Origin of the sequence: Noviherbaspirillum sp. Root189 (assembly GCF_001428545.1) — a bacterium.
Lineage (GTDB): Bacteria > Pseudomonadota > Gammaproteobacteria > Burkholderiales > Burkholderiaceae_D > Noviherbaspirillum.
The window spans coordinates 88,853-113,557 of the sequence record NZ_LMHZ01000011.1; the positions used below are offsets into that span (position 1 = coordinate 88,853).

Consider the following 24,705-nt stretch of genomic DNA (forward strand, 5'->3'; position numbering starts at 1 on the left):
CAGCTGCTCAGACATGATCAATGTCAAGAAGCGCGGGATGAAGCATGTCGGATTGATGCCTGAGTGCTGCATCCCTATTCACCATCCTGGAAGCCACCACGAACTGCACCAACTAAATGCACGATATTGCATGTTGCAAATCATGCTTTCTTTAGCGGGGAAAACGCGGTACATTTTGCCGCGAGCAAAAAGCACGCTCGTTCGAATCCGGAAAAACCTTCGCAGAAAGGCCTCCGGGATTGCTGATATGCAATTTTCCTTTCATGACAATGACATAGCGGGAGACAATATGTTCGTCAAAAAAACACTCGTAGCATCCTTCCTCGCCTTACTCGGCGCATCGGCACCTGGTGTCGCCTCCGCCGGTGAAGTCAGGATCGGTTCGGTCTTCGGACTGACAGGACCCACCGCCTCTACCTCTGCGGAGGGGCTGGCGATCGCCAACGGTTATTTCGACATGATCAATGCCAAAGGCGGCATCAACGGCAACACGCTCAAACTTGTGATGCGCGACGACCAGTATGATCCGCGCAAGACCCCGGTCCTGGTCGATGAACTCGTCAACAAGGAAGGCATTGTTGCACTGGTCAATGGATTAGGCACTGCCAACACGGCGGCACTCATGAAGACCGGGATCCTCAACCAGCACAAGGTACCGCTGGTCGGTGTGTTTAGCGGGTCCGACATCATTCGCGGTCCCGGCTCGGAACAGATCTTTCATACCCGCGCAAGCTACACCGATGAAGTGATGAAAATTGCGCGCCTGTCGACGACATTGGGCTTGAAGCGCGTTGCCGTGTTGTACCAGGACGACGGTTTCGGCGCGAGCATCAACCAGAGCATCGCCAAAGCGGCGCAGGATTACCAGTTCGAGGTTATCCAGAAATCTGGATACAAGGCGGGTGCCACCGATTTCTCGCAGCAGGCGAAAGAAATTGCAGGCGCGAAACCGCAAGCGATTTTCCTGATGGGAGTGCCGGAGGCGGTGTTCCGATTCATGAAAGCGTATGACGCACCCAAGGGAGCCTCGCAAATCTATGCCCTGTCCTTCGTGCCGGCCAAGAGCCTCGCCGATTTTGCGGGCGAACAACGCGTGCGTGGTATCGGCATCAGTCAGGTCGTTCCCAATCCGGGCTCGACCACGCTGCCGCTGGCAAAGGACTTTCAGACTTTTCTGAAAAGTCCCTATGGCAAGGGAGTAACATCGAATCCGCTCAACTTCGAGGTTTACCTGAATATCCGCCTGGTGGTTGATGCGATCAAAATGGCGGGTGCCAAACCGACACCGGAAAAAGTCACGCAGGCATTGGCCTCCATGAATGGTTACCAGCTTGGTGGCTACCCGATCAGCTTTAGCGAATCGAATCGGCGCGGTTCGCATTACCTGGACATCGGTGTGATCGGACCCAATGCGCGTTTGTCTTATTGATTGATATCCCCCGGCCACGCCTGCGGCCCATGTCGTCCGCGTGGCCTTGCTATTTCTTGCACCGGCGCCAGGAACGGTTTGCGGCGCCGCTATATACTGGCGTGCCATCAGCAAACGACCGGTTCGGTCGAAGATATCTTCAAGTATGCGTGCACTTCCACTATTTTGGATTCTTTGCTGTTTTCTATCTGGCAGCAGCCCGGCCACAGCGGACACTGACCGTTCGCAGGTCAGGTCAATCATCGACAATGCGGTCCGGCCCGTCATTCAGCAATACGATCTGCCAGGAATGGCAATCGCCATCACCATGGATGGTGAGCGTTATTTTTATCATGCCGGCGTGATGTCGCGTGAAACACGGCAACCCGTTACAAGCAATACGCTATTCGAGATCGGCTCCATCAGCAAGACTTTCACCGCAACACTGGCTACCTATGCTCAGCAGGACGGCAAGCTATCCCTCGACGACACGCTTAGCAAACATCTCCCCGCGCTGAGGGGCAGCAGTTTCGAACACGTCAGCTTGCTTAACCTGGCCACGCATACCGCTGGCAAGCTTCCGCTGCAGGTGCCTGACGACATCCATGGTAACGATCAATTGATGGATTATTTGCGGCAATGGCGTCCTGTGTTTAGTGCCGGCACACACAGGACGTACTCCAACATCAGCATTGGATTGCTGGGTGTGGCCGCCGCTGCCAGCATGCGTCTGCCGTTTGAGGATGCGATTGAAAAGAAATTGTTTCCAGGGCTTGGCATGACACATAGCTATATTCGTGTGCCTGCTGAGCAAACACCGCATTACGCACAGGGCTATAGCAGGAAGGACGCGCCAGTCAGGTTGAATCCCGGCGTACTGGCATCGGAAGCGTATGGTGTGAAATCCAATGTGGTTGATATGATTCGCTTCATTGAAGCCAACATGCAAATGCTCGCTCTCGATCCGAAACTGCAAAGGGCAGTGATCGATACGCATGCCGGGTACTTCAAGGCAGGAGACATGACACAGGACCTGATCTGGGAACAATATCCTTATCCGGTCGCTTTGAAACAAGTTCTGTCCGGTAATTCCGATGCCATGGTGTACGGGTCGACGCCGGTGACAAGCCTGGATGGGCCGTTGCCGCCGGCTGAAAATATGATGATCAACAAAACCGGTTCCACGAACGGTTTCGCAGCGTACGTCGCGTTTATTCCCGCCAGAAAATTGGGCATTGTGATGCTGGCGAACAAGAACTATCCTGTCGCTGCACGGGTCACTGCGGCCTACCGGATCTTGACTGCACTGGATAAGCAGATGACCGGCACGCGTTAAACACTTTATCGTCACATTCATAGAATCGCATCCATGCATATTCCTGTCGTTTCCGAGCAAGAGGTCGAGTTCAATGCGATCCGTGCCCAGGGTGCGGGCGGCCAAAACGTCAACAAGGTATCGAGCGCCGTCCATCTGCGCTTTGATATCCGCGCTTCGTCGTTGCCGGAACAGCTGAAGGATAAACTGCTCGCCTTGAATGACCAGCGGATCACCAGGGAAGGCGTGGTGATCATCAAGGCTCAGTCACATCGCAGCCAGGAAAAGAACAAGGAAGAGGCGCTGCAACGCTTGCAGCAACTGATCGCGAGCATTGCCGTGCCGCCTCGCGCGCGCGTTCCCACAAAACCTACGCGAAGCTCGCAACGCAGACGGCTGGACACCAAAAATATGCGCGGCCGCATCAAGTCGATGCGAGGCAAGATTTCGGATTAGTTCGCCGGTCGTAGCCACGTATATCCGAGACGGTCCATGCTTTTCCGGATGGTTGCGTGGGTACGCTTGGTGCACTTGCATGCCGCTCCATCACCACTGGTACCACTGGTATCACTGGTCAGCCGGATATGGGTCTGTCCGATATGACATGAAAGAAGTCCAACTCAGCCATAGTGCGCCAGCGCAAGAGCAGGCAGACTGAAGCGGCTTCACCGGACATCTGCGGCGACATCGATGATGCATGGATCTCCTCTATGGGTCATATGCCGCAGATCTTGCTGCCAACTTTACCGTAGGGAGAACAACATGCACCACACCTATCGCGGCGCCTGCCACTGCGGACGCGTGACCTTCGAGCTGCAAGCAAAACTCGACTATGTCATGGATTGCAACTGCTCGGTCTGCCGTCGCGGCGGAGCGCTGTGGCACGGCACGGCGGATCAATATCTGCGCATACTGAGTGGCGAAGAGGACCTGGTCCTGTATCAATTTCATACACGCACGGCGAAGCATTACTTCTGCAAGCATTGCGGCATACGACCATTCAGCCGGCCAAGACTGGATCCGGGCAAATGGGTGGTCAACGTACGCTGCATTGATGAGGTAGACCTTGCGGCGCTGCCGGTGCGGAAGTTCGATGGAGCGAACTGGGAAATCGCGGCGAAGGCCTTGTATGCGCAACGCGCATAGCACTCTCCGGCTTCATAGGAATTTTCTGTTTTCGTGTCAGCAGCGAGGTGCGAAATCCCGTGCGAAGCCACGCCGGTAGGTGCGGGCCAGGTCGGCCGCTTTTTGCCGCATGCGAGATGGCTCTACCGTGAGTGCCTGCAATGCCGCTATGTAGATGTCATCGATAGTCACCACGCCCGGCATTCCCGCCATTTCCCATGTGTGCGCATAACTCCATTGCTTGCCGTGCGGGGATGGCGTGGCATGTCGGATGTTCAGTCGAGGCAAGGCATAAGCCATGGCAAGAATACGTCCATGCAGGCTGCTGCCTATGTACAGTTTGCTTGAAGCAATCACCGCACAGATATCCCAGAGCTGGAGGGTCGTGACGATATGCGTCTGAGGTACCTTGACTTCAGGCCCCGTCATTCGCGCCACGATACGGCGATACGCCTGCAGGTCATCATGCCAGGGGGCGGCGCCGGCACGAAAGAAGACCACGCCGTAACCGGTTTCCGCAGCGAGACGTTTCAGCTGTATCGCCATCGCGTCAAGGCTCGCATCGTCGTCGAAGTCACTACTAAACTGTGCCGCGACATACCCTGCCGGGAACAGTGCTCGCAGTCGTGCGGCTTCACCGTCTCTCGCGTACGCCAGGATTTGCGTGTCGAAGAGTTCGGCGGCCATGACCGCAGGATCGGGCAGCAACCGCGCGGTGATACCCGAATCACGCAAATGTGCCTGCGTTGCTGCGTCGCGCACGCTGACGACGTCTGCGAGCTTGAGTTTGGCCATGACTTCGTCGCGCTGTGCGGGATGCCGTGCAAAGAGATCCGCGCCGCCTACGGCGTGATAGATTACTTGCGCTGCGTCAGGATATTGCGCCCGTGATACCGCGTAAGGCACAAGTGCATCGGTGCCCAGGCAGGTTCTTGCCCACGATCGTTGCGCGTCAGGATCGCCGTCCAGGCGTATAACAACCTCCATCGCATCGGCTGCGGGCAATAGCATGACTGCCGCTTCCCATACGTTACAGGTCAGCACCTCGCCTCCGACATGAACAATCTTGTACGGGGAGCCACGCAGCGATGCGGCATGCTGCTGCAGGCGCATGACGTGATGACCGCCATTCACGCTCAAGTCACGTTCCGCGAGTCCGGCGAAACGCAGAGGCTTATCGCCCGACAGCGCCGCAACCACATGCGGAAACAGCATATCGCCGAAATTGTGCCGGTCAAAAGCACCGAACAGGATGACAGGAGTTTGATGCATGGAGGGAGATACGGCGTTATCGTCGTGCGCAGCCTGGGGATCGCTACATCAACCAGCTGGCGACAATAAGACCGGCGCCGACATAAATGGCCAGCCGTATGCCGGGAATGCCATCGCTATGCAGACGCGCCATATTAGCCAGTGCGAGGCTACCCCACAACAGCAGCTCGCCGCCGCCACGCATGGCGTCGGTACCGTTATGCGCATACATCAGCAAATGAACGCCTTGTCCACACAGGAAGGCGCACGCCACCGCAAGCGCAATGCGTACGTTCTTGTTTTGCAGCAAGTCATCGAACTGATGTGGCGACATGGCAGTCGATTCGACAGTCTAGTCTTAACAACTGGGAACCCGAACCACAATAGCGCGATGCGCGATGCCATGTCATGAGCAAGCACAATGAAGCGACAGGCGTTTTCTATCGGACAGGTCAGCGAAGCGCCCCGGGTGTCGTGCCGAACTCACGTTTGACCAGTTTGCGTAACGCCGTACCGTCCTGGTAACCGACCTGTTCGGCGATCGCATCAATCGATAGCGAAGTCGTCTGGATGAGGTGCGCGGCGCGCATCAGGCGTCTGCGCTGGATGAATTTCACTGGCGATACACCGGTCGCCGCTTCGATGCGCCGTCCCAGTGTTTTAGGTGAAACGGCCAGCGTGGACGACAGGCGCGCGACACTAATCGGTTCGGACAGATGCTTGTCGACCCATCGCTCTGCGGCGGCGACAGTGGGATCAGTGTGCTGCCGATGGGTAGGAATCATGTAACGGACCTGGGAGGGCCGCTGGTCGATCAACAAATACCGCGAACATAACTGTGCGACCGAACTGCCCATGGTGTCGGCTACGATGGCCAGCGCGAGGTCAAGCTGGGCAAAGGCCGACCCTGCCGTAAGGCAATTGCGGTCGCGCACGAGCATCTTGCTTTCATCCAGCTTCACATCGGGAAAGCGTGAGCGAAATAGCGATGCCAGCCACCATGTCATCGTAACCTGATGGCCATTCAACACGCCGGCTTGCCCAAACAGAAATACCGCGGAGCAGGAAGCAGCGATCTTTACCTTACGGCCTGCCTCTGCTTGCAACAGGTCCATGGCCGCTCTGGCATCGCGCCGTGCAAAACGCGCCTCGATCTCCGCGTCTGACGTCAGGCCCAGGCCGGGCACGATGATCCACTCCGGCACGGCGTCCAGGGCGGCGACTTCCTTGAAGGTCATATCTGGTGTCAGCTTCAGTCCGGCGCCTGTACTGACCGACTTTCCATAACCGACTGTGGCAATGCGTATGGCCGCTGGCTGGCGGGAACGGGCAAGGAAGCCCTGTCCCGCCTTGAGCGTGTCAAGCGTGATGGCGAGGCTGGAGTCCATGACGCCGTCCAGTACGAGGATCAGAAGCGTTTTCATTTGTCTATTCTGGCATGAAAAACGCCATTTCAAATCGTGACTGCACGCTGGTTCGGTTTTAGCGCCTTCATGGGCAGAATTGGGATTATTGGCAAAAGCCATCACTCACGAAAATCGGCGCTACTGAATGCCTTTACGACCGGCTCTCGCAGGCCTCGTTTATTCCGGCAGCCCCGCTCTGCGCAGACCTTCCACCAATATGGCGAGATTCTCCGTCCGGTAGATCGGCAGCCAGTCTGCGATATTGGACAGGCGCAACGTCGGGTCGAGCTGACGCAACTGAGCCATTGCGCGCTGCGCTTCGCCCATCCTTGCGGCAAGCGCATGGCCGGCCGCAAGGATGGCGCCGGCCAGCAGAAAACTCGGTAATTCCCGGAACGCTTTCTCCGCCCACGACAGCGCCATATCAAAGCGCCCCAGAAAAAGATGTGCAGCTGCCATGCCGGCCTGCATTCGATACAGTTCCGGGTCAAGGGGACTCAATCGCATGGCATGCGCGAGGTGCTTGATGGCTGCCTCAGTTTCACCATGCCAGAGTCTGAGGAACCCGCCGAGGAACCACGCTGCTGCAAGGTTCGGGTTGAGCACGAGTGCCTTGTCCAGCAAGGCGATGCCGCCCTGGAGGTCGCCGGCAAGATGGCCGAGCGCATGGCCGCCTCGGGTGAGAGCGACGGCATCGCCCTTGTCCAGTTCCACGGCCCGGCGCGCTAGTCGGCTACCCTCCGCCATCTCCCGTGAGGGATCAGTCATCCAGCCGTTGACCTTGCGCCAGCAATGACACCATGCCGCCATCGCATAGGCCGACGCAAAATCCGGATCGAACTCGATTGCTTTATGGAACAGCGGAAGCGCCTCGTCGATGCACTCCCTGGTGCCATGATGCGACTTGGCCATTCCGCGCAGATAATAGTCGTAGGCGTCGAGGCTGCCGGTTGGCTTGTCCCTCGCACGTTCGATCTCCGCCCGCTCAAGCTGCGGCGCGATCGCGCCGACCACGCTCTCGGTAATCTGGTCCTGCAGTTCGAAGATGTCATCCAGCACGCCTTCAAAGCGGCCTGCCCAGTGATGCGCGCCGGTTGTCGCATCGATCAGCTGGCCCGTGATCCGCACACGGTTTTTTGCTTTGCGCCAACTGCCTTCCAGCACATAGCGCACCCCTAGCTCGCGCCCGACTTGTTTCATGTCTACCGCACGAGCTTTATAGGTAAAGCTCGAATTGCGCGCGACGACGAACAGCCAGCGATACTGCGACAACGCCGCGATGATGTCCTCTACCACGCCGTCGGCCAGGTAGTCCTGCTCCAGGTCTCCGCTCAAGTTCATAAACGGCAAGACCGCGATCGACGGTTTGGCCGGCAAGGCTGGCGCGGCTGCAGAGGCTGGCACCAATGTGGCGGACTGGGCGCCAGAAAGGTCGGTGTTGTCCGGTGGCTTGGCCTCATTGACATCGGCGGTGAACCGGAAGCCCTTGCGCGCAACGGTCCGAATCACGCGTTGTTGCTCGCCGCTGTCGCCAACCGCCTTGCGCACTGCGTTGATGTGGCTGGCCAAGGTCGATTCCGAAACAATTCGGCCCGACCATACCGCATCGATGAGTTCGTCCCTGCTGACAACGCGCTCGCGGTGCTTCGCCAGATAAGCCAGCAGGTCGAAGACCTGGGGCGCGGTGGCAACAACCTGGGATGCCCGGAGCAGTTCCCGCCGGTCCAGGTCGAGCACGCAGTTCTCAAACATGAATCGCATTCACGGCTCCCTGTTCCGTGTCACCACGCGGGTTTCTGGACAAATACCCAAGCCAAATTCAATGGAAATCCAAGGCATCGGCAAAGTATTGCGCGCAACGGACCAGCATACTGTATCCATCAATCGCAGCAATGAAGATGATAAACACTGAATCAAGGAGCGGGACATGAAAATAGTTGTTATTGGCGGCAGCGGGCTGATCGGGTCAAACATTGTAAACCGGCTACGTCTTAATGGTCATGAGGTGATAGCGGCATCGCCGAGTACGGGCGTGAATACCCTCACCGGGCAAGGGCTGGCTGAAGTGCTTGCGGGCACCCAGGTTGTCGTCGACGTGGCGAACTCGCCTTCATTTGAAGACCGGGCGGTACTGGAATTTTTCGAAACGTCTGGTCGCAACCTGCTTGCCGCCGAAGCTGGCGCTGGCGTAGAGCACCACGTCGCACTCTCTATCGTTGGCACTGACCGCCTTCCGGATAATGGCTACTTCCGGGCCAAAGTGGCGCAGGAAAACCTCATCAAGGCATCAAAGATTCCCTACACCATCCTGCGTGCGACCCAGTTCTTCGAGTTCATGGAAGGCATTATCAACTCGGGCGACGACAACGGCACGATTCGTCTTTCCCCTGCCCTGATCCAGCCGATCGCGGCGAACGACGTTTCGGCTGTACTGGCCGATCTTGCGGTGGGGACACCGGTCAACGGTATGGTTGAAGTGGGCGGCCCTGATCGCTTTCCTCTCGACGAACTTGGATCCAAGTTTCTTGCCGCGCGCGGCGACAAGCGGCCGGTAATCGCCGATGTGCATGCGCGCTACTTCGGCAGCGAGCTGGATGATCGATCTCTGGTCACCGGTGACAACGCACGCATCGGCCCGACACGCTTCCACAACTGGCTCAGCCGCGCAGCGACGCAAGGATGAGCCTGTAATTCATGGGCCGCGCCGGCCCGCCATCTACGTTTTTTACATTAAGGATCCACCATGACCCAACGCATCGATTACCAGAAGCAATCTCCCGAGCTGTTCAGGAAGTTCGTCGAGTTCAGCCTTGCGCTCAAGCAGTCGTCCATCGAGACATCGATCCGCGATCTCGTGGATATCCGGGCATCGCAGATCAACGGCTGCGCCTTCTGCCTTGACATGCATGTCAAGGAAGCGACGATACATGGAGAGCGCCCGCTCAGGCTGCATCATGTTGCCACCTGGCGCGAGTCGACACTGTTTAGTACGCGCGAGCGCGCCGCCCTGGCGTGGACGGAAGCACTGACCCAGATTCCCGCCCAGGGCGTGCCGGATGACGTCTATGAGCGTGTTCGCTCGCAACTTTCCGAGAAAGAATTATCGGATCTGACCTTCCTGGTGATGTCGATCAATGCCTGGAATCGGGTCAACGTGGGCTTCCGGGTCGTGCCCGGTACGTACGACAAGGCATTCGGCGTAGACAAGTCGGGCCTGTCCTGACACGGCCTCGGCGCAGCCGGACAAAGATGCTGCGCCGCTACCCACGCACTTACAACAAGGAACAAGCCATGCCTATTGTTAACGTCATCGCCATGCTGTTGCTGTTGACAGCCGGCGCCGCCAGCGCGCAGCAGGCATCCCCTGAGGCGCACGTCACACCGCTGATGACCAAAGCGCTCGCCGACTATCCAGGTAAAGAAGGATTAGTTATTACGGTCGACTATCCGCCCGGCGGAGAAAGTTCAGTGCATCGTCACAATGCGCACGCATTCGTTTATGTGCTTGAAGGGTCGATTGTAATGGGTGTGCGCGGCGGCAAAACCGTCACGCTGACGCCGGGCCAGACTTTCTACGAAGGCCCGGACGATATACACACGGTCTCGCGCAACGCCAGTCTCACCAAGCCCGCCAAGTTTCTGGTCGTCCTGTTGAAGAACGGTGGCGAACCTGTCTCGATGCCGGTGCCCTGAAGCCGGCACCGCCGCATTGCTCGAAAGACAGACACCACGACGTATAAGATAAGCTGGACGCGCGTGAGGACCGGAAGAATTGTCTACTTGCAAATCTCGCTTCCTGGCAATGGCAGCGTGGTCTAAAGCTTGCTGTGTCTGGCCAGTCAACAGCTGCTATAGACTCACCCAGACAAGGCTTGGAAAGGTAGAGAAACTATGCCGTGTTCTATGGAAAAGACAATTATGACCATGTTGCTTGTCTGCGGAGGATTGCAAGCATGCGGGTACACCGGGACCGAAGGTCGACAATCGATCGCCGGTGGGCTTCAGTCCGAGATGCAGGAAATACGACTTTTGATGGCGCGGGAAGTGGGAGACGCCTCCGCGCAACGAATTGAGCAGTGCCATGCTATTCCAGTTGGTTCAAAAGCCTGTGGAGGTCCTCAGTCTTTCGTGATCTATTCAACCGCAGTCTCTAACGAGCACAAGCTGCAGGAGCTCGCGAGACAGTACACGGAAGCCGAAGAGAAGTACAACCGTGTGACCCAGGCAATGAGTACATGTAGCTACATTACGCCGCCCGAGGTTTACCTCGAAAGCGGGAAATGCACAATCAAGCAGTCTCAAGCATGGCGGAAGTGACAGCTTCATTCAGCAGGATCGGCAAGGACCTGCTGAGCTAGGTTGTCGACCACCACAGGACTTTCGAAGTAGCTTACTGTTGGATCGGTGCCGTACTTCTCCCGGACGAATGAGCGCCATGACTCTGTGTACATTGCTTCTGCCTCTGCCCTCGAGTTCCACAGGTAGACGCCGCCCGCTGTTAAGCCGTCCTGGGAGAGCACGTAGTGCTTACGATACAAACCTTGTACGCCACGATACGTTGGTGCAGTGCTCAGGAAGATACTGCGCGCTTCCTCACGAGTAATTGGCTTTGGCAAAGTAAATGCAGTAAAGACGATAATCATCCATATCTCCGATTGTGTTGTGTAGTCAATGCCGCCCAACTGCATATAAACCCACCTGATGCATCCTGCACCGTTACGCACTCGTTATAGCGGATCGAAATGCGTAAGTCTTTGCCAGGATGCGTAATCAAATTGCCATCGCCACGATGGATGTCCATTTTTTTCCTTTTGCAAGGATTGATTTCGGCGGAATTCTTCTCGCCTGTTCCGTATTAGACAGAGTCGAGAAATTCAACTCAACCGGTATTTATGCATGGCTGGCATTCGCTCACTGCATGGCAAACATTTAAATAGCTTAAGTCTTAAGTCGATGCCTTTGTCAGGCCTACTAGTCGTTGCAAGTAATTCAACCAGAACGGATAATAAATTTGCTTTGACGACATGAGAGCCGCGCATGAATAATCCTTTATTGAATCTCCCCCCGCTGGATGCATTGCGCGGCTTTGTTGCAGTTGCAAGGCGCTTGAGCATTACGCAGGCAGCAAACGATCTTTGCCTGACCCAGTCTGCCGTTAGCCGGCAAATTCAGGCACTGGAAGAATATTTGGGCACACCGGTTTTTGTCCGGAAGCACAGAGCGATTGCTTTGACTGATGCGGGTGAACGGCTGATGGCACTGGCATCCCCATGGATGGATCGCCTGGCTGCATTTACCGACTCTGTCAGAAACAATGGCCATACCCGCTCTATTACCATTACCGCCTCATTTGGCGTCACGGCCTTGTGGTTGTTACCCAAACTTGCTGCCTTTCAGGATGCAAATCCGAATATCGACGTCAGGGTCACAGCGACTACCCGCGTTCTGGAATTGAAACAAGAAGGTATCGATCTCGCAATCCGGTATGCGCGTGAAGCTGACGTTCCTTCAGGAGCGATCAGGTTATTTGGTGAACGAATCATTCCGATAGCAAGCAAAGCTGTCGCCGCACAGGCATTTAAACATCCGAATGCCTTGTTGAATGAAGTTTTACTGGAATACGATGAGCCGCGTGCACGCCCCTGGCTGCGCTGGTCCGAGTGGCTGGCAGCCTCCGGCATGGCAGATGCCAAACCCAAAGCATATCTTCATTGCAATCAATATAATCAGCTAGTTCAATTGGCTGTAGATGGCCGCGGCATTGCTTTAGGACGTGTAGCACTGATTCTTCCGATGTTAGCAGATGGACGATTGGTCGTCATGCCAATAGATAAGATTGGCGAAAGCGACTATGCCTATTGGCTGGTTGACGCCATTCCAGATGCACACCCCGACGTTGCGAAATTTCGGGATTGGCTGATTTCAGAGGCCCGGCACACCGTCGAACAAATGGAGAGTTTGCAGTTCGACGAATTAAATGCTTCTTCGTCCGAAGCAGGAAGAAGTGGTCAGAAACCGAAAGCGGGATCGCATCGGAGTGCCCATTGATCGAATTAATACTCGCGTATGCAGCAACTGTCGTAGCAAGCTGATGCGAGCCTTGCATGTGTGATGAGCAAGCTATTATTCTTCACCGAAGAGCGGAAAACCGCTGCGCCATCTTGTGTTCACGAAAGTGCGCAACGATGAAATCAACGAAGGCGCGCGTCTTTGCCGGCAGCAGGTTCTGCGCCGGAAAGTAGAGTGCCAGCATACCGCTGTCAACGTACCAGTCCGGAAGTACCCGTAACAGCCGGCCACTGTCGAGATACGGCACTGCATGCGGCATGCTGGTCAGGCAAATTCCCATTCCCATTTCGGCAATCCGGCAAACCGCTTCCGCGTCGCTCATGGTGATGTGCTGGCGAAGCTGGATAGGGACCTGCTGCCCGGCACGATTACGCAGGGGCCAGGAGCGCACCCTGCCGGTTTGCGGAGAACGGACCAGAATGCCGTCGCATTCCGCCAGGTCAGCCGGCTCGATGATCGGCGGACGCTGCTGCAAATATTGCGGCGACGCCAACAGCACGCGGTGCGCCGGCCCCAAATCACGCGCGACTACCCCAGGTGCAATATCGAAGCCGCCACCAATGGCGGCATCAAAGTTCTCCCCGAGGAGATCCACCGGGCGGTTATCGAAATGCCAGTCGGGCGAAATACGCGGATATTGCTGCAGGAATTTATCCAGCAACGGCACGATATAGGTAAGGCCGAAAGAATTGCCCATGCTCACGCGCAGCGTGCCGGACGGTTCGCCGGCAGCGCTCCCAAGATTGGCGACCGCTGTCTGGATGGTGGTGAGACCTCCACTGACTTCCGCGAGAAAGCGTTGTCCCGCTTCTGTCAGGGTGAGATGGCGTGTACTACGGTGAAACAACCGGACCCCAACGCTTGCCTCCAGTTTGGCGACATTCTTACCGACCGCGGCCGACGTCAGGCCAAGCCGCCGCCCCGCTTCGGAAAAGCTGCCGGCTTCGGCGCTACGCACAAAGCATTCAATACTGTTCAAGGTTTCCATGATTCATTTTAAACCGTTGGTATGAACAGAATAGCGCAACTACCGGCTATTCGCGACGTAATGTTCGGTCAATACTGGACACCTCATTTCAATCTTTAAGGAGTTCACTCATGTCGATCGAAACAGGTTTATCGGGTAAGGTTGCATTCATCCAGGGCGGTTCACGTGGCATCGGCGCAGCCATTGCCAAGCGCCTCGCCGCAGAGGGAGCCGCGGTCGCAATTACCTACGTCAGTGCTGCCGATAAAGCGCAGGCTGTGGTGAGCGCAATCGAAGGTGCAGGCGGACGCGCCATCGCACTCAAGGCCGACAGCGCCGATGCAGGCGTACTGACCGCCGCCATCCGTACGGCGGTTGAGAAATTGGGCCGCCTCGACATTCTTGTTAACAACGCCGGGGTGTTGGCTGTGGCGCCTCTGGACCAGTTCAGCCTTGGTGACTTCGACCGCACACTCGCGGTGAATGTGCGCAGCGTGTTTGTAGCCTCACAGGAAGCGGCACGGCACATGAATGACGGCGGCCGCATCATTAACATCGGCAGTACCAACGCCGACCGCATGCCGTTTTCAGGCGGCGCACCGTACGCGATGAGCAAATCCGCGCTGGTTGGCCTGACTCGCGGTTTGGCACGCGACCTTGGGCCCCGCGGCATCACGGTCAACAATGTGCAACCTGGGCCGGTCGATACTGAAATGAATCCGGACAGCGGCGATTTTGCGGAGATGTTGAAGGGCATGATGGCGCTGGGGCGCTATGGAAAAGCCAACGAAATTGCCGGTTTTGTCGCTTACCTGGCAAGTGCCGAAGCAGGCTATGTCACCGGTGCCAGCCTGTCGATCGACGGTGGATTTTCTGCATAGGGCAATCAAGCCGCCGCACGCGCTTTGGTGAATGGCGGCATTTGCGGCATCTTATGGCGACTCAGCCATCCTAACGAACCGGCAAGCGCGAAGTCGATTTGATTTCGCGCATCGCCAGGCTGGAACGGATCGACGTCACGCCGGGAAGTTTGCGCAGCACGTGGGTGACAAAGTCGCCGTACGACTCAAGGTCGCGCGTGACGACTTGCAGAAAATAGTCCGCCTCGCCGCTGACGTTGTGGCAGGACAAAACTTCTGGAATCGACTGGATCGCCGCTTCAAACTGGGCCGGTTGGTCTCCGGTGTGATTGGCGAAGTTAATCTGCACAAAGGCGATCAGCCCGAAACCCAGCTTGTGGCGGTCTACCCGCGCCCCGTATCCCTTGATATAGCCGTCTTCCTCCAGCCGCCGCAGGCGACGCCAGACCGGGGTTTCCGTCAGATGCAAGTGCTCGGCCAACCTGGCGTTAGACATCCGGCCTTCGTCCTGCAATAGGCTCAGGATACGAAGATCCACGTCATCCAGCATTTCCTGAGGGGTTTTCATCTTATCATCCGCATAGTTGAGAAGAATCTGCTCAATATAGTAATTCTTCAGTAAATTTTCGCAAGAAAAATCCAGCGCACAAGCGAGATAATTTCGACACCAGATTATCCTGCACCAACCGTCCCGAACAAGGAACCGCGCGATGGACCTCACCCTCTTTTCCCTTTATTTTTCCGCACTGGTTGCGGTGTACCTGTTGCCCGGCCCTGACATGGCGCTTGTCATCGCGACCACCTCGGCACGCGGTGTACGCATGGCGCTGATTACCAGCGTCGGCATTGCCTTGTCGCGCGGCGCCCATGTGCTGATGTCGGGACTGGGTCTTGCCGCACTGATGGCGGCCAATCCGGTGTTGCTGGATATTGTGCGATGGGTGGGTGCCGCCTATTTGCTGTTTCTGGCGGTGCAAGTTGTGCGCGCCGATCTGCGCGTCGATGCCGCCCAGCGTACAGAGGCATCCGCCATATCGACGTTCGCGCGCGGCTTTTTCACGAACCTGCTGAATCCGAAAGCCCTGCTGTTTTGCGGCCTGTTTCTTCCTCAGTTCGTTTCGGCCGGTCATGGTCCGGTATTAATGCAGTTTCTCTGGCTTGGCGTGATTCTGGTTGTTACCGGCTTTGCTTTCGATGCGGCCTATTCCCTGCTGGCTGCGCGAATCGGTCGCAGCATCGGTCGCAACGTCAGCGCAAAAGCCGCTTCGCCAGTCAAAAAATGGTTGTTGCCGACTGTCTTTGTGCTGCTCGCTGGCAGGTTGATAGCAAGCTGACGCACTGACCTGACTCGACGCTCGGCGCCCGCCGTTCCTACCTCAACCGGTTTGCTGGTGCGCAAAATACCAGTGCCAGGGTTCATAGCTGAAACCGAGCGCATTGTTCCTCGGGTAGGACATGATGAAGCCGAAGCGGGATGCATGAGTCATCAGCCAGTCGAACGCCGTGGTCTCTTCAAACGGTATTTCACGCGGGATGCTGCCTGGCGTGTTGATATCGACCGCGCGGCCGGTGTGGTGTTCACTGTAGCCGGGTGGCGCGCTAAGGGTAAAAATTGTGGGGAGCGACATGCCGCGCTCCAGTTTTTCACGGACGATGTCGGATTGACTGTCCAGGTCGCGAAACGCCGACACGATATACAGCTCAATGCCATCGCCGTTCGCGGCGGCTTTCATTTCTTTCCACGCGGCGGCGGCTTCCGGTATCAGGCAATGCTCTGCGCCGTCCATGCCGCGCTCCGCAACCGCGAGTTCAGCCGGCTCGCGATGGAATGGCAGGCGCGTCCGCGCGATGTCTTCGTTGGAAATGCCTAGCGTTGCCAGTGCACGGGCAACGCTGATTACGTATTTATCAAGATCAGGGGGCATGGTGATGTTGTCATTAATCGATTGTCACTATCCTAGGCGGCGCCGGCTAGCCGCACCGGATACACCTTTAAACCAAGGGCCCTGTCTGATTTCCCTGGCCGCAAACAGTTCCAGGCTGCATTGCCGTACTGCTCAGGTATCGCCAGCACGATAGCAGTACACTCATGTTTTCCACCATGATACCGTTCGTCCATGTCGAAGCCAAAAGATCAGACCGCGCCGGATCCGCGCCCTACGCCGCCTGTCGAACCGCAACTTGAAGATTGCTGCGGCAATGGCTGCGACCCTTGCGTGTTCGACCTGTATCAAATGGCCATGGACCGTTACCGTGCAGCGCTGGCGGCATGGGAAGCGAGGCAGGCGATACCGGCGAAACACAGCAAAAAGTGATAACACCGTCGCCATCTCTATCGAGGACATCTGTGATCAGCCTCACGCTGATCGCAATGATCGCCTTTGCGGCTAATTCGCTGCTGTGCAGGATGGCGCTGAAATACACCACGATCGATCCGGCCAGCTTTACGACAGTACGCATTCTTTCCGGGGCACTGGTCTTGTGGCTGATCGTCACGCTGCGAGGTGGCAACAGACACCTTGGCGGCAACTGGCTTTCCGCGATGGCGCTCTTCGTGTACGCGGCAGCGTTTTCCTTTGCCTATGTCAGCCTGTCGACGGCAACCGGTGCGCTGATTCTATTCGGTGCCGTCCAGGCGTCGATGATCGGCTACGGCCTTTTTCGCGGTGAGCGACTGCGTGGCATGCGTCGCGCAGGGTTCCTTATCGCGGCTTGCGGCTTGCTGGCACTGCTGCTACCTGGTGCCTCTCGACCCTCGCTGGGCGGCTCGCTGCTGATGCTGGCCTCGGGAGCGGCGTGGGCAGTATATTCATTGAGGGCTAAAGGCGCGGGAGACCCGACCGCAACCACCGCCGGAAATTTTGTGCGTGCCCTGCCGTTGGCGCTTGGCCTGAGCATGTTTATGCTTCCCTCCTTGTCGGTTGACCTTGCCGGACTGGCCTACGCCGCCTTATCGGGAGGCACAGCCTCCGGCCTCGGCTACATCATCTGGTATATGGCTCTGCGCGGCTTGAGTGCGATCGAAGCCTCCACCGTGCAGCTCTTTGTGCCTGTCCTCGCGGCGGGCGGCGGCACTCTGTTCTTATCTGAACCGGTCACGCTGCGTTTGCTCTTGACGGGTGCCGCAATTCTCGGCGGTGTGGCCATGGTCGTAATCCATGGAAAGAACGCAGATTAAGGGCCAAGGACGAGCGCATGGTTTGCTGGAAGATAGCCCACTTCGGCGAGGTGGTTTTCTAGTCGATGGTCGGTCCGTTTAGCGGGACGAGCTGGAGCGTTTAAGCGCTGTACTGCAATGGGTGCCAAAGCCGACGCGGAGCACCGTGATTTCGACTATGATGTTTGCCCGAACCCATGCAGGCAATTCAGTAATGAACAACGAGCAACATGATCCGTCCGCCGACGAAGAAAGTGACGGCAACGAAGCGACCACGATCCACGAGGCTCGGCTTTGGCACGACGACGGCTGGACGGCACGTGTGATCAAGAATGAAGACGACGACGGTTGGGCCGTCGCCATGATCAAGGACGGCGAGCGCGAGCCGGCACTCGTCGGTCCATGGACCATGGGCCGTGACAAGAAGAACCCGAAACCGCTCGACGCGGGCGCGTTCCAGACCTTGGTGAAAACCGCTTCGGAAGTTCTGCGCCGGCATGAGCAGCAATTGCATGCGATGCTGCATAAGAGCATCACCGTCAGCACCGCCTCCGCATCGATCACCGTCATGCTCGACATCGTGCCCGACGAAGATGATCCTTATGCAACCTTGAGTGCGGAAGATGAAAGTGGTGAACGGCTGGCCGAGGCCCGCGTGGCGCCCAATTTCAAGCTGACGCGCGCAAGCGCCGAAGCCTGGATTGAAAGCGGCTACAGCAGGCCGCGCTGATTCATGCTCCTGCGACGCGCCTTTATACCAATCCAAACCTATAACGCACCATGACATCGCGTCTTTTTCCGGGGGCGCCGAGCCGCCTGCCGGCGTTGCACTCGTCGTCAATAGCTCGCTATTGACTCCTCCTGCGCCTTGCCAGTCAAAAAATACAGCTTGGGATCGGTATTAGACTTTCTGCATCAGGTGCGTCGGTTTCCCATCGCCTCGCACAATTGCACGAGGCGCTCCGGCTTCCAGTCCGGATTAAAATTGACGGTGTCCTTGGGAAAGAGCATGACGACCGTTGAGCCCAGGAGGAAACGTCCCATTTCCTTCCCGCGTGCGATATCGACCGGCTTGTCATCGTAACGCCACTCGCGAATATCCGCGGTGCGCGGCGGATTGACTACGCCATGCCAGACGGTTGCCATGCTGCCGACGATGGTCGCACCGACCAGCACCATGACAAACGGGCCATCCTTGCCTTCGAAGACACAGACCACCCGCTCATTGCGCGCGAACAGGTTGGGCACCCCGCGTGCCGTGGTTGGATTTACCGAAAACAGGTCACCCGGCACATAAATCATTCGCGTCAGGCGGCCATCGCATGGCATATGGATGCGGTGATAGTCTTTGGGGCTGAGATAAATCGTCGCAAATTCACCATCCTCAAATAATCCGGCAAGCTGACGGTCGCCGCCAACCAGTGCGAGCGTGGAATATTCATGGCCCTTGGCCTGGAATATTCTGTCCTTATGAATACGGCCGAACTGGCTGACCGCTCCATCGACCGGGCACAGGAAATCGGCATTGGCAAAGGGCCGTGCACCTTCCCGCAGAGGTCGTGTGAAAAATTCATTGAAGCTTGCGTAGCTGCCGATATCCGGGTTTGCCGCTTCCTGCATATTGACGCCGTAAAAATTGACAAAGGCACGGATCAGCGCGGTGGTGAAAGCGCCGCCACGGGCACCGGCGATTTTTCCGGCGAGGACGGTCATGGCCTGTTTTGGTAACAGGTATTGGTGCAAGACAGCAAGACGATTCGGCACGATGAATGGCAGAGAGAAAGAAATTACCGTGATTGTACCGGTCTCGCCGTTTCTGGCCACCATCACACTTGACCTCCTGCTGATAAAAGCACACTCCGGTATGCTTTAACCGGTTAGCTTGATTGCATCAATTAACCGTATAACTACAGGAGACGCCGATGAAATTTTCCGTAAGCCACGCAGCAAATTCCGAGTTCGAGAAGCAAGGCCTGCGCGCCTTTTTCGAGTACCGCGATCTTGGCATCCGCGAGGCAACCGACGGCAAAATTGCCGCACATGTTATCAGGGCAAGTCCTGGCGAAGCAGTGAGCGGAGGACGCCACCGGCATGAACTGGAATTCCAGATGATTTATTGCCTGAAGGGCTGGATACGTTTCGACTACGAAGGCGTGGGCGAAGTCTTGCTGGTGCCCGGCACCTGCGTACACCAGCCGCCGGGAATACGACATACCGAACTGGGGCATTCCGACGATCTGGAATTGCTGGAAATTGTCATGCCCGCTGACTTTGCCACCGTGCCGGATTCATCGGGGATATGAGTCAACACGCGCCCCGCAAATAGGCGCGGCGGCATAGTCTGGCGGCCGACGACGCTTACGGTTTCGACACTTCCTGAAGCATGCGGGTCATCAGGTACAACCGTGGCACGATCGAGTCCACGGTAATGTACTCATTGCGCGCATGGTAGCCGAAGCCCGCGAGGCCGAAACTTTCCAGCACAACCGCCTTCCCTGAACGCCCTGCAAAGCCGGCATCGGTGGCGCCGCCCGTACCCGGAATCAAGGTCAGCGGGCGATTGATCTCGGCATAGATTGCTTCGGCTTTCCTTGCCAGTTCACGTCCGGCGTCCGATGCCACATACGGCGGCCGGCCCCGTTCGATACTGACGGTCGTCTCGGTATCAGGTACTCGCTTGTTCTTGATGCGTTCCTTCAGCGCCGCTTCAAGACGATCAAAACCGTCCGGCACAGTCAGTCGCATGTCGCCTGTTGCGGAAGCGCGTTCCGGAATCTGGTTGCGTACCACACCGCCCTGCGACATCGTCCAGTTCAGCTGTGTGCCTGGCACGTCCTTGGCCACGTCCTCTGTCTGCAGCAACTGATGCGACAGCTCAATCACGGCATTCCGTCCCATCTCCGGCGACGCCCCTGCATGCGACGCGCGACCACGCACCTGTATGTGGACCGTGCCGGTTCCACTGGCGCCGAGCAGAATTCCTTCGGGCTTGTCCGGGGTCGGCTCACAGGAAAACACATAGTCGTGTTCCGCAGCGACATTGGCAATCAGTTCACCCGAACCCATGGAACCCGTTTCTTCGTCGGCGTTGAACATCACCGTCAGTCGGCCATAGTCGCGCCAGCCAGCCTCTTTCAGCATCTTCAGCGCATGCAGGATGAGCGCGATACCTCCCTTGTCGTCGGCAATGCCAGGGCCATAGATACGATTTTCTTCAATACGATAAGGCTGTGACTGCAGTGTGCCAACCGGATAGACCGTGTCCATGTGAGCAATCAGCAGGATACGCTTGCTGCCGCCACCGGTGAAGGTAGCCGTCACAATCTCGCCTGGTCCCCGTGTTCCTTTACGTCGTTCGATGTTTGCGCCAAGTGCACGCAGGCGCTTTTCGGTGTAGTCGGCCATCTTTGACAGGCCGGCCGCGTCGGCACTCGGCGACTCGATTTCCACCATGTCCTTCAGGCTCACGATGAGCGCGGGTTGCTCGCGCCAAGCCGCCTCGAGTAACTGTGTATCGGCTGCAGCAGTTGCGGCAACTGTGGCGGCAACCGTGGAGGCCGACCACATCGCAGCTTGCGACATCAGCAGAAACAGCAGGGGGCGAACCAGGCGCGCGCTGACGGTAATACATTTCATGCAGTCTCCGGACAAATTTTTGTGCTTCGATTATAGGTCCGGAACGCGGGATCGGTTTGGCATACTGCAAGGCAGGACAGAGAACCGGTGCGGACTCTATTGCAGCATTGGTTTATGCGCTGGTAAGTTTGAAGTATGATTTCAGTATGCAGTATGCGGCGATTGCGATCTGGTTCCAAGAACAAGGCCCGATGCATTGCGACCTCCATCCGGTTCTGAAGGCAAGACAGATCCATCGTAGCCTACTGCAAATTGAGCGGCTTACAACGCAAACGATGGATCAACCCGAGATCAATGAAAGGTCTGTCAGAATGGCAATAGCGGAATCCATGAGAACCTGGGCCAGGCGCATCAAGCGGGATGCCGTCATGCTCTGGTTTGCGCGCCGCCATCCGGATACGCCCTTGCTGGCAAAAGCCCTATGCATTTTCACCGTGGCGTATGCCCTGAGTCCGATCGACCTTATCCCGGATTTCATCCCGGTCCTTGGATACGTTGACGACGTGCTGTTGCTACCGTCATTTATCTGGCTTGCTGTCCGACTTCTTCCACACCATGTCATCCAGGAGTGCCGGGTACAGGCTGAAGCGTGGATGGAAAAAGAAAAGGCCAAGCCTGCCAGCTACGCGGGTGCAATCGGCATCGTACTTATATGGATTGCGGTCCTTGGCCTTTGCTGGTGGTACTTCTATCGGGCATAGGAGGCAATATTGTGTAGTTGTAACTGCTGGCGTCAAGAGATCAGGCAATTCTGCTGCGGGCGAGTCGGTCGGCGCCACCAGCGGCTATTTCCTCGAATACCGCGTCGAGTTGTGTGTACACATCCCAGCGATCGACGTGTAATCGCGCGGCAATCTCATCGATGATGGATAACTCCAGGGCTTCCTCGCGTTTTCCCTTCCAGAGCTTGTCAGCCAGCGCAACCGACTTTTCCTCGAACGATACACCAGCCACCTGCCAGGCGGCATGGGAGACACAACAGCGCGCGACTTCCGGAGCAACGCCATGCGCGAGCAGCAAGGTCTGACCCGCGGGCTCGTGCCGGGAACCTGGCGCATCAAGTTCAGCCGGGTATTGAATCTTTCCGGCATCGTGTATCGCCACGCCCAACTCGATTAGCCGGGCATCGTACCGCATGCCAAGCTGCGTGTACGCATTCATCAACATCGCAGCAGCTTCACCAACCAGGTGCACATGCAGCAGGAGACGATCGGATGCGCCAAGCGCTGCCAGCAGTTGATAGGCGTCATGACGGGTTTGCAGCATCTTTATCCTTATGAATGACCAAGCCAGGCAGCGATGTCGCACATGGCAATGAGATGCGGGGTTTCACACTTTAGCGCGCTTCCGGGGACTGGATGGAGTGCATCCCGAGCTGATGTGGTATGTCGCTCACCGAGGAGAAAACCAGTTCCGGTGACTTGGCCTGGAGCGCGTCCAGCCGCGTATAGCCCCATGACACCGCACCGAATGCAATTCCCTCGGCACGCGCCGCTTCAGCGTCACGCGTTTCATCACCGATGCACAGGATGCGATGACGCGCGATGCCGCTGGCGGATACCAGGCGCCGCAATTTACTTCTTTTACCGAACAAAGCCGCACCGCATTCATACTGGCCGATCAGAGCGGCATTGGACGGACCAAGCACTGCCTTGACATTGCTTTCTGAATTGGAGGTCAGCACTGCCAGTCGTACTCCCTGCGCGACAAGCGAATGGAGCATGTCGCTTACGCCTTCGAACAGGGCGACGCGCGAGATCTCCTTCGCCATCAGTGCCTTGAACTCATGTGCCACGTCAGGCACCTTCCATAGCGGGATGCCGACATGCTTCATGATCTGGCGGGCGTCATAGCCACGCAGCACGTTAATGTCCTCCCCTGCAATGCGTCTGAATCCATGCCGGTCGGCGAGGCGGTCGAATACCGCAATGAAAAATTCGAAGGAATCGGCAAGCGTGCCGTCGAAATCGAAAATCAACAGTTCATATTTCAGATTGGGTAAGGTCATGCTTCGTAAGTCTGGAAAATAAGGACGTCAACGATAGCGAGTATAGTCATTCAGCGACCAAATAAAACGCGTTTTGACCGGCACGAAAACGCCCTGACGTTGGTCGTATCGCAAGTATGTTTAATGCACGCGCCGCAAACCGGTTGACGCCTGGCGTGTAGCGTGCTTCCCCGAACGATGCAGCAGCCAGCCGCCACCGAGCATTAATGCACCCCAGATCAGGAAACCGACATCCCAGTAAATCCATTGTTCAGGCGGCACAGTCTCATTGACATGATGTAGTTCCAGGAGGTGATGGTCGATGATGCCTTCGACTACGTTGAACAATCCGAACCCCATGAGTATGGTTCCTATCAGCATCATGCCGGACCACCAGATATGCGCACGGTGGGCAGCCCGCCAGAGCAGGACCAGACCAATTACAACGAAGACGTAGGTTGCTCCATGAAAGAGGCCATCGAGCAATGTGTTGAATTTTAAATTAGCCACCGTATCGGGCGGATAGCCGGCACTGGTGACCATGTGGTGCCATTGCAATATCTGGTGCAATACAATGCCATCGAAGAATCCGCCCAGGCCAAGTCCAAAGAAAATACCTGCAGCACTGGGAAACTGTCCACGTGATCCGACGGGTTGTACAGCCATAGGCCTAGCCGCCTTTCGGCAAAGGGCCGGCATCCACTACGCTTAAGCGCGCGAGTGTCCAGCCACCGTTGCCCGCACCCTGGACAGCGCCCTGGATTTCCGCTTCGTATTGATGCCCGGCATCGTCGTACACTTCGACTACCGCACGAAAGGCGTGTCCATTGCCTGAGTCCGGTTCATCGCTTGACACGATGATCGCGCCAAGATGGGTTGGGCCATCGAGGTTGGCCTCGCTGCGCGCGATGCGACCCTTTTCACTCCGATCAATCTGCATGGAAATTTCTTGCTGCAAAAAGCGTATTGCGTCTTTTGCTTCGCTGGCCGGCATGCTTTCTCCTGTGATTCGCTGATGAAGGTCAGACCATGACAGAAGGGGCAAGTTTAATCATAGCCGATAGCCGATAGCCGATAGTGCAGGCCGCCGTACAGTGACAAAGAGAAATTAAAACGGATACTGCCGCGGTGTGGTCTGTAGTGAAATCCAGCGCAGGCCGGTAAATTCGGCGATGCCGGCCTTCCCGCCGAAACGTCCCATACCGCTACCCTTCATGCCATTGACGCGCACGATCGGCTTGACCGGGCCGAAGGACTCATCATGGTATCTTTACCGATGTAAAGATGGCGATATTAACGGGATTGTGCTTCATCTGGCGAGTCCATTGCCCTTGGCAAGCCAAGGCCTTATAGAGACTGGAACCCGCTACTAATATGTCCACCGGTACGATTTACAACCGGGATGCACATCGACGTAACGTAACATATATGGACTCCCTCCAAAGTACAAGAGACTGACCGACGGGAATGACATTAGGGAGAAGCCTGCAGTCGTATATCCGGCATCTAATGTGGACTCTGTCG

General features: G+C 56.8%; 31 protein-coding genes. 17 read left to right on the forward strand and 14 right to left on the reverse strand.

Annotated elements, in window-relative coordinates:
- Positions 1 to 289: 289 nt before the first annotated feature.
- The 4 genes from ASE07_RS07785 to ASE07_RS07800 all read left to right on the forward strand — a co-directional run bounded on the left by ASE07_RS07785 (position 290) and on the right by ASE07_RS07800 (position 3,869).
- Complete coding sequence (locus ASE07_RS07785; RefSeq protein ID WP_162256865.1) at positions 290 to 1,429, forward strand: ABC transporter substrate-binding protein; 1,140 nt, start codon at positions 290 to 292, stop codon at positions 1,427 to 1,429.
- 145 nt (positions 1,430 to 1,574) lie between these two features.
- Positions 1,575 to 2,744: a class C beta-lactamase gene (gene ampC / locus ASE07_RS07790; RefSeq protein ID WP_057290250.1), complete on the forward strand. Its 1,170-nt coding sequence runs from the start codon at positions 1,575 to 1,577 to the stop codon at positions 2,742 to 2,744.
- A 33-nt stretch (positions 2,745 to 2,777) separates the two neighbouring features.
- Entirely contained in the window at positions 2,778 to 3,179 is a 402-nt protein-coding gene (gene arfB / locus ASE07_RS07795) for an alternative ribosome rescue aminoacyl-tRNA hydrolase ArfB (protein WP_057290251.1), read from the forward strand.
- Positions 3,180 to 3,485: 306 nt separating this feature from the next.
- Entirely contained in the window at positions 3,486 to 3,869 is a 384-nt protein-coding gene (locus tag ASE07_RS07800) for a GFA family protein (protein ID WP_057290252.1), read from the forward strand.
- A 36-nt stretch (positions 3,870 to 3,905) separates the two neighbouring features.
- Here ASE07_RS07800 and ASE07_RS07805 read toward each other — a convergent pair whose 3' ends face one another.
- The 4 genes from ASE07_RS07805 to ASE07_RS07820 all read right to left on the reverse strand — a co-directional run bounded on the left by ASE07_RS07805 (position 3,906) and on the right by ASE07_RS07820 (position 8,266).
- Positions 3,906 to 5,120, reverse strand: coding sequence for a polysaccharide pyruvyl transferase family protein (locus ASE07_RS07805; protein WP_057290253.1), 1,215 nt, complete (start codon positions 5,118 to 5,120; stop codon positions 3,906 to 3,908).
- A 43-nt stretch (positions 5,121 to 5,163) separates the two neighbouring features.
- Positions 5,164 to 5,433 carry a hypothetical protein gene (locus tag ASE07_RS07810; protein WP_057290254.1) on the reverse strand — a complete coding sequence of 90 codons (270 nt, stop codon included), beginning with the start codon at positions 5,431 to 5,433 and terminating at the stop codon, positions 5,164 to 5,166.
- A gap of 118 nt (positions 5,434 to 5,551) precedes the next feature.
- Positions 5,552 to 6,523: a GlxA family transcriptional regulator gene (locus tag ASE07_RS07815; protein WP_057290255.1), complete on the reverse strand. Its 972-nt coding sequence runs from the start codon at positions 6,521 to 6,523 to the stop codon at positions 5,552 to 5,554.
- A 159-nt stretch (positions 6,524 to 6,682) separates the two neighbouring features.
- Entirely contained in the window at positions 6,683 to 8,266 is a 1,584-nt protein-coding gene (locus ASE07_RS07820; protein ID WP_057290256.1) for a winged helix-turn-helix domain-containing tetratricopeptide repeat protein, read from the reverse strand.
- On the opposite strand from ASE07_RS07820, the gene ASE07_RS28685 reads away from it, so the two are divergent.
- The 5 genes from ASE07_RS28685 (at position 8,256) to ASE07_RS07840 (ending at position 10,822) form a co-directional block, all read left to right on the forward strand.
- Positions 8,256 to 8,417, forward strand: a complete 162-nt coding sequence (locus ASE07_RS28685) for a hypothetical protein (protein WP_156396461.1) — start codon at positions 8,256 to 8,258, stop codon at positions 8,415 to 8,417. The two genes, ASE07_RS07820 and ASE07_RS28685, sit on opposite strands and share 11 nt — an antisense overlap.
- Positions 8,418 to 8,432: 15 nt before the next feature.
- Positions 8,433 to 9,188 carry an SDR family oxidoreductase gene (locus ASE07_RS07825; RefSeq protein WP_057290257.1) on the forward strand — a complete coding sequence of 252 codons (756 nt, stop codon included), beginning with the start codon at positions 8,433 to 8,435 and terminating at the stop codon, positions 9,186 to 9,188.
- A 60-nt stretch (positions 9,189 to 9,248) separates the two neighbouring features.
- Positions 9,249 to 9,728 (forward strand): carboxymuconolactone decarboxylase family protein, encoded by a 480-nt coding sequence (locus tag ASE07_RS07830; protein WP_057290258.1) that lies wholly within the window; start codon positions 9,249 to 9,251, stop codon positions 9,726 to 9,728.
- Positions 9,729 to 9,796: 68 nt separating this feature from the next.
- Positions 9,797 to 10,198, forward strand: coding sequence for a cupin domain-containing protein (locus ASE07_RS07835; protein WP_057290280.1), 402 nt, complete (start codon positions 9,797 to 9,799; stop codon positions 10,196 to 10,198).
- 210 nt (positions 10,199 to 10,408) lie between these two features.
- The gene (locus ASE07_RS07840; protein WP_057290259.1) at positions 10,409 to 10,822 is read left to right on the forward strand and encodes a hypothetical protein; all 414 of its coding nucleotides are present in this window, start codon (positions 10,409 to 10,411) and stop codon (positions 10,820 to 10,822) included.
- A gap of 5 nt (positions 10,823 to 10,827) precedes the next feature.
- Here ASE07_RS07840 and ASE07_RS07845 read toward each other — a convergent pair whose 3' ends face one another.
- Positions 10,828 to 11,148, reverse strand: coding sequence for a hypothetical protein (locus ASE07_RS07845; RefSeq protein ID WP_057290281.1), 321 nt, complete (start codon positions 11,146 to 11,148; stop codon positions 10,828 to 10,830).
- Between the two features lie 394 nt (positions 11,149 to 11,542).
- Here ASE07_RS07845 and ASE07_RS07850 point away from each other — a divergent pair, with 394 nt between their 5' ends.
- Positions 11,543 to 12,553, forward strand: a complete 1,011-nt coding sequence (locus ASE07_RS07850) for a LysR substrate-binding domain-containing protein (protein ID WP_082584011.1) — start codon at positions 11,543 to 11,545, stop codon at positions 12,551 to 12,553.
- Between the two features lie 82 nt (positions 12,554 to 12,635).
- Here ASE07_RS07850 and ASE07_RS07855 read toward each other — a convergent pair whose 3' ends face one another.
- Positions 12,636 to 13,562, reverse strand: coding sequence for a LysR family transcriptional regulator (locus ASE07_RS07855; RefSeq protein ID WP_057290260.1), 927 nt, complete (start codon positions 13,560 to 13,562; stop codon positions 12,636 to 12,638).
- 110 nt (positions 13,563 to 13,672) lie between these two features.
- Here ASE07_RS07855 and ASE07_RS07860 point away from each other — a divergent pair, with 110 nt between their 5' ends.
- The gene (locus ASE07_RS07860; RefSeq protein WP_057290261.1) at positions 13,673 to 14,422 is read left to right on the forward strand and encodes a 3-oxoacyl-ACP reductase family protein; all 750 of its coding nucleotides are present in this window, start codon (positions 13,673 to 13,675) and stop codon (positions 14,420 to 14,422) included.
- 70 nt (positions 14,423 to 14,492) lie between these two features.
- On the opposite strand, the gene ASE07_RS07865 is transcribed toward ASE07_RS07860, so the two are convergent.
- Complete coding sequence (locus ASE07_RS07865; protein ID WP_057290262.1) at positions 14,493 to 14,969, reverse strand: Lrp/AsnC family transcriptional regulator; 477 nt, start codon at positions 14,967 to 14,969, stop codon at positions 14,493 to 14,495.
- Positions 14,970 to 15,111: 142 nt separating this feature from the next.
- Here ASE07_RS07865 and ASE07_RS07870 point away from each other — a divergent pair, with 142 nt between their 5' ends.
- Positions 15,112 to 15,735 (forward strand): LysE family translocator, encoded by a 624-nt coding sequence (locus ASE07_RS07870; RefSeq protein WP_057290263.1) that lies wholly within the window; start codon positions 15,112 to 15,114, stop codon positions 15,733 to 15,735.
- A gap of 42 nt (positions 15,736 to 15,777) precedes the next feature.
- Here ASE07_RS07870 and ASE07_RS07875 read toward each other — a convergent pair whose 3' ends face one another.
- Positions 15,778 to 16,326, reverse strand: a complete 549-nt coding sequence (locus tag ASE07_RS07875; protein ID WP_057290264.1) for a M15 family metallopeptidase — start codon at positions 16,324 to 16,326, stop codon at positions 15,778 to 15,780.
- A gap of 192 nt (positions 16,327 to 16,518) precedes the next feature.
- Here ASE07_RS07875 and ASE07_RS07880 point away from each other — a divergent pair, with 192 nt between their 5' ends.
- From ASE07_RS07880 to ASE07_RS07890, 3 genes are all read left to right on the forward strand, one after another.
- Positions 16,519 to 16,716, forward strand: a complete 198-nt coding sequence (locus ASE07_RS07880) for an oxidoreductase-like domain-containing protein (RefSeq protein ID WP_057290265.1) — start codon at positions 16,519 to 16,521, stop codon at positions 16,714 to 16,716.
- 56 nt (positions 16,717 to 16,772) lie between these two features.
- Positions 16,773 to 17,579, forward strand: a complete 807-nt coding sequence (locus ASE07_RS07885; RefSeq protein ID WP_235548388.1) for a DMT family transporter — start codon at positions 16,773 to 16,775, stop codon at positions 17,577 to 17,579.
- Between the two features lie 193 nt (positions 17,580 to 17,772).
- Entirely contained in the window at positions 17,773 to 18,288 is a 516-nt protein-coding gene (locus ASE07_RS07890; RefSeq protein WP_057290267.1) for a hypothetical protein, read from the forward strand.
- A 185-nt stretch (positions 18,289 to 18,473) separates the two neighbouring features.
- On the opposite strand, the gene asd is transcribed toward ASE07_RS07890, so the two are convergent.
- A complete protein-coding gene (gene asd, locus ASE07_RS07895; protein WP_057290282.1) occupies positions 18,474 to 19,322 on the reverse strand; it encodes an archaetidylserine decarboxylase in 849 nt (282 codons plus the stop codon).
- Between the two features lie 158 nt (positions 19,323 to 19,480).
- On the opposite strand from asd, the gene ASE07_RS07900 reads away from it, so the two are divergent.
- A complete protein-coding gene (locus tag ASE07_RS07900) occupies positions 19,481 to 19,861 on the forward strand; it encodes a cupin domain-containing protein (protein ID WP_057290268.1) in 381 nt (126 codons plus the stop codon).
- A 55-nt stretch (positions 19,862 to 19,916) separates the two neighbouring features.
- On the opposite strand, the gene ASE07_RS07905 is transcribed toward ASE07_RS07900, so the two are convergent.
- On the reverse strand, positions 19,917 to 21,140 hold the full coding sequence (locus tag ASE07_RS07905) for a M20/M25/M40 family metallo-hydrolase (RefSeq protein ID WP_057290283.1): 1,224 nt from the start codon (positions 21,138 to 21,140) through the stop codon (positions 19,917 to 19,919).
- Between the two features lie 365 nt (positions 21,141 to 21,505).
- Between ASE07_RS07905 and ASE07_RS07910 the strand changes: the two genes are divergently transcribed.
- Positions 21,506 to 21,895 (forward strand): YkvA family protein, encoded by a 390-nt coding sequence (locus tag ASE07_RS07910; protein ID WP_057290284.1) that lies wholly within the window; start codon positions 21,506 to 21,508, stop codon positions 21,893 to 21,895.
- Between the two features lie 40 nt (positions 21,896 to 21,935).
- Here ASE07_RS07910 and ASE07_RS07915 read toward each other — a convergent pair whose 3' ends face one another.
- The 4 genes from ASE07_RS07915 to ASE07_RS07930 all read right to left on the reverse strand — a co-directional run bounded on the left by ASE07_RS07915 (position 21,936) and on the right by ASE07_RS07930 (position 24,175).
- Entirely contained in the window at positions 21,936 to 22,460 is a 525-nt protein-coding gene (locus tag ASE07_RS07915) for a hypothetical protein (protein ID WP_057290269.1), read from the reverse strand.
- Positions 22,461 to 22,530: 70 nt separating this feature from the next.
- Entirely contained in the window at positions 22,531 to 23,202 is a 672-nt protein-coding gene (locus ASE07_RS07920; RefSeq protein WP_235548386.1) for an HAD hydrolase-like protein, read from the reverse strand.
- Positions 23,203 to 23,322: 120 nt separating this feature from the next.
- Complete coding sequence (locus ASE07_RS07925) at positions 23,323 to 23,847, reverse strand: DUF2243 domain-containing protein (RefSeq protein WP_057290270.1); 525 nt, start codon at positions 23,845 to 23,847, stop codon at positions 23,323 to 23,325.
- 4 nt (positions 23,848 to 23,851) lie between these two features.
- Positions 23,852 to 24,175: a hypothetical protein gene (locus ASE07_RS07930; protein WP_057290271.1), complete on the reverse strand. Its 324-nt coding sequence runs from the start codon at positions 24,173 to 24,175 to the stop codon at positions 23,852 to 23,854.
- Positions 24,176 to 24,705 lie beyond the last annotated feature (530 nt).

Excerpts from the sequence above, each read along its gene's own strand:
- ASE07_RS07785 (WP_162256865.1), top strand. The coding sequence starts at position 290 with ATGTTCGTCAAAAAAACACTCGTAGCATCCTTCCTCGCCTTACTCGGC.
- ampC (WP_057290250.1), top strand. The coding sequence starts at position 1,575 with ATGCGTGCACTTCCACTATTTTGGATTCTTTGCTGTTTTCTATCTGGC.
- arfB (WP_057290251.1), top strand. The coding sequence starts at position 2,778 with ATGCATATTCCTGTCGTTTCCGAGCAAGAGGTCGAGTTCAATGCGATC.
- ASE07_RS07800 (WP_057290252.1), top strand. The coding sequence starts at position 3,486 with ATGCACCACACCTATCGCGGCGCCTGCCACTGCGGACGCGTGACCTTC.
- ASE07_RS07805 (WP_057290253.1), bottom strand. The coding sequence starts at position 5,120 with ATGCATCAAACTCCTGTCATCCTGTTCGGTGCTTTTGACCGGCACAAT.
- ASE07_RS07810 (WP_057290254.1), bottom strand. The coding sequence starts at position 5,433 with ATGTCGCCACATCAGTTCGATGACTTGCTGCAAAACAAGAACGTACGC.
- ASE07_RS07815 (WP_057290255.1), bottom strand. The coding sequence starts at position 6,523 with ATGAAAACGCTTCTGATCCTCGTACTGGACGGCGTCATGGACTCCAGC.
- ASE07_RS28685 (WP_156396461.1), top strand. The coding sequence starts at position 8,256 with ATGAATCGCATTCACGGCTCCCTGTTCCGTGTCACCACGCGGGTTTCT.
- ASE07_RS07820 (WP_057290256.1), bottom strand. The coding sequence starts at position 8,266 with ATGCGATTCATGTTTGAGAACTGCGTGCTCGACCTGGACCGGCGGGAA.
- ASE07_RS07825 (WP_057290257.1), top strand. The coding sequence starts at position 8,433 with ATGAAAATAGTTGTTATTGGCGGCAGCGGGCTGATCGGGTCAAACATT.
- ASE07_RS07830 (WP_057290258.1), top strand. The coding sequence starts at position 9,249 with ATGACCCAACGCATCGATTACCAGAAGCAATCTCCCGAGCTGTTCAGG.
- ASE07_RS07835 (WP_057290280.1), top strand. The coding sequence starts at position 9,797 with ATGCCTATTGTTAACGTCATCGCCATGCTGTTGCTGTTGACAGCCGGC.
- ASE07_RS07840 (WP_057290259.1), top strand. The coding sequence starts at position 10,409 with ATGGAAAAGACAATTATGACCATGTTGCTTGTCTGCGGAGGATTGCAA.
- ASE07_RS07845 (WP_057290281.1), bottom strand. The coding sequence starts at position 11,148 with ATGATTATCGTCTTTACTGCATTTACTTTGCCAAAGCCAATTACTCGT.
- ASE07_RS07850 (WP_082584011.1), top strand. The coding sequence starts at position 11,543 with ATGAATAATCCTTTATTGAATCTCCCCCCGCTGGATGCATTGCGCGGC.
- ASE07_RS07855 (WP_057290260.1), bottom strand. The coding sequence starts at position 13,562 with ATGGAAACCTTGAACAGTATTGAATGCTTTGTGCGTAGCGCCGAAGCC.
- ASE07_RS07860 (WP_057290261.1), top strand. The coding sequence starts at position 13,673 with ATGTCGATCGAAACAGGTTTATCGGGTAAGGTTGCATTCATCCAGGGC.
- ASE07_RS07865 (WP_057290262.1), bottom strand. The coding sequence starts at position 14,969 with ATGAAAACCCCTCAGGAAATGCTGGATGACGTGGATCTTCGTATCCTG.
- ASE07_RS07870 (WP_057290263.1), top strand. The coding sequence starts at position 15,112 with ATGGACCTCACCCTCTTTTCCCTTTATTTTTCCGCACTGGTTGCGGTG.
- ASE07_RS07875 (WP_057290264.1), bottom strand. The coding sequence starts at position 16,326 with ATGCCCCCTGATCTTGATAAATACGTAATCAGCGTTGCCCGTGCACTG.
- ASE07_RS07880 (WP_057290265.1), top strand. The coding sequence starts at position 16,519 with ATGTCGAAGCCAAAAGATCAGACCGCGCCGGATCCGCGCCCTACGCCG.
- ASE07_RS07885 (WP_235548388.1), top strand. The coding sequence starts at position 16,773 with ATGATCGCCTTTGCGGCTAATTCGCTGCTGTGCAGGATGGCGCTGAAA.
- ASE07_RS07890 (WP_057290267.1), top strand. The coding sequence starts at position 17,773 with ATGAACAACGAGCAACATGATCCGTCCGCCGACGAAGAAAGTGACGGC.
- ASE07_RS07900 (WP_057290268.1), top strand. The coding sequence starts at position 19,481 with ATGAAATTTTCCGTAAGCCACGCAGCAAATTCCGAGTTCGAGAAGCAA.
- ASE07_RS07905 (WP_057290283.1), bottom strand. The coding sequence starts at position 21,140 with ATGTCGCAAGCTGCGATGTGGTCGGCCTCCACGGTTGCCGCCACAGTT.
- ASE07_RS07910 (WP_057290284.1), top strand. The coding sequence starts at position 21,506 with ATGGCAATAGCGGAATCCATGAGAACCTGGGCCAGGCGCATCAAGCGG.
- ASE07_RS07915 (WP_057290269.1), bottom strand. The coding sequence starts at position 22,460 with ATGCTGCAAACCCGTCATGACGCCTATCAACTGCTGGCAGCGCTTGGC.
- ASE07_RS07920 (WP_235548386.1), bottom strand. The coding sequence starts at position 23,202 with ATGACCTTACCCAATCTGAAATATGAACTGTTGATTTTCGATTTCGAC.
- ASE07_RS07925 (WP_057290270.1), bottom strand. The coding sequence starts at position 23,847 with ATGGCTGTACAACCCGTCGGATCACGTGGACAGTTTCCCAGTGCTGCA.
- ASE07_RS07930 (WP_057290271.1), bottom strand. The coding sequence starts at position 24,175 with ATGCCGGCCAGCGAAGCAAAAGACGCAATACGCTTTTTGCAGCAAGAA.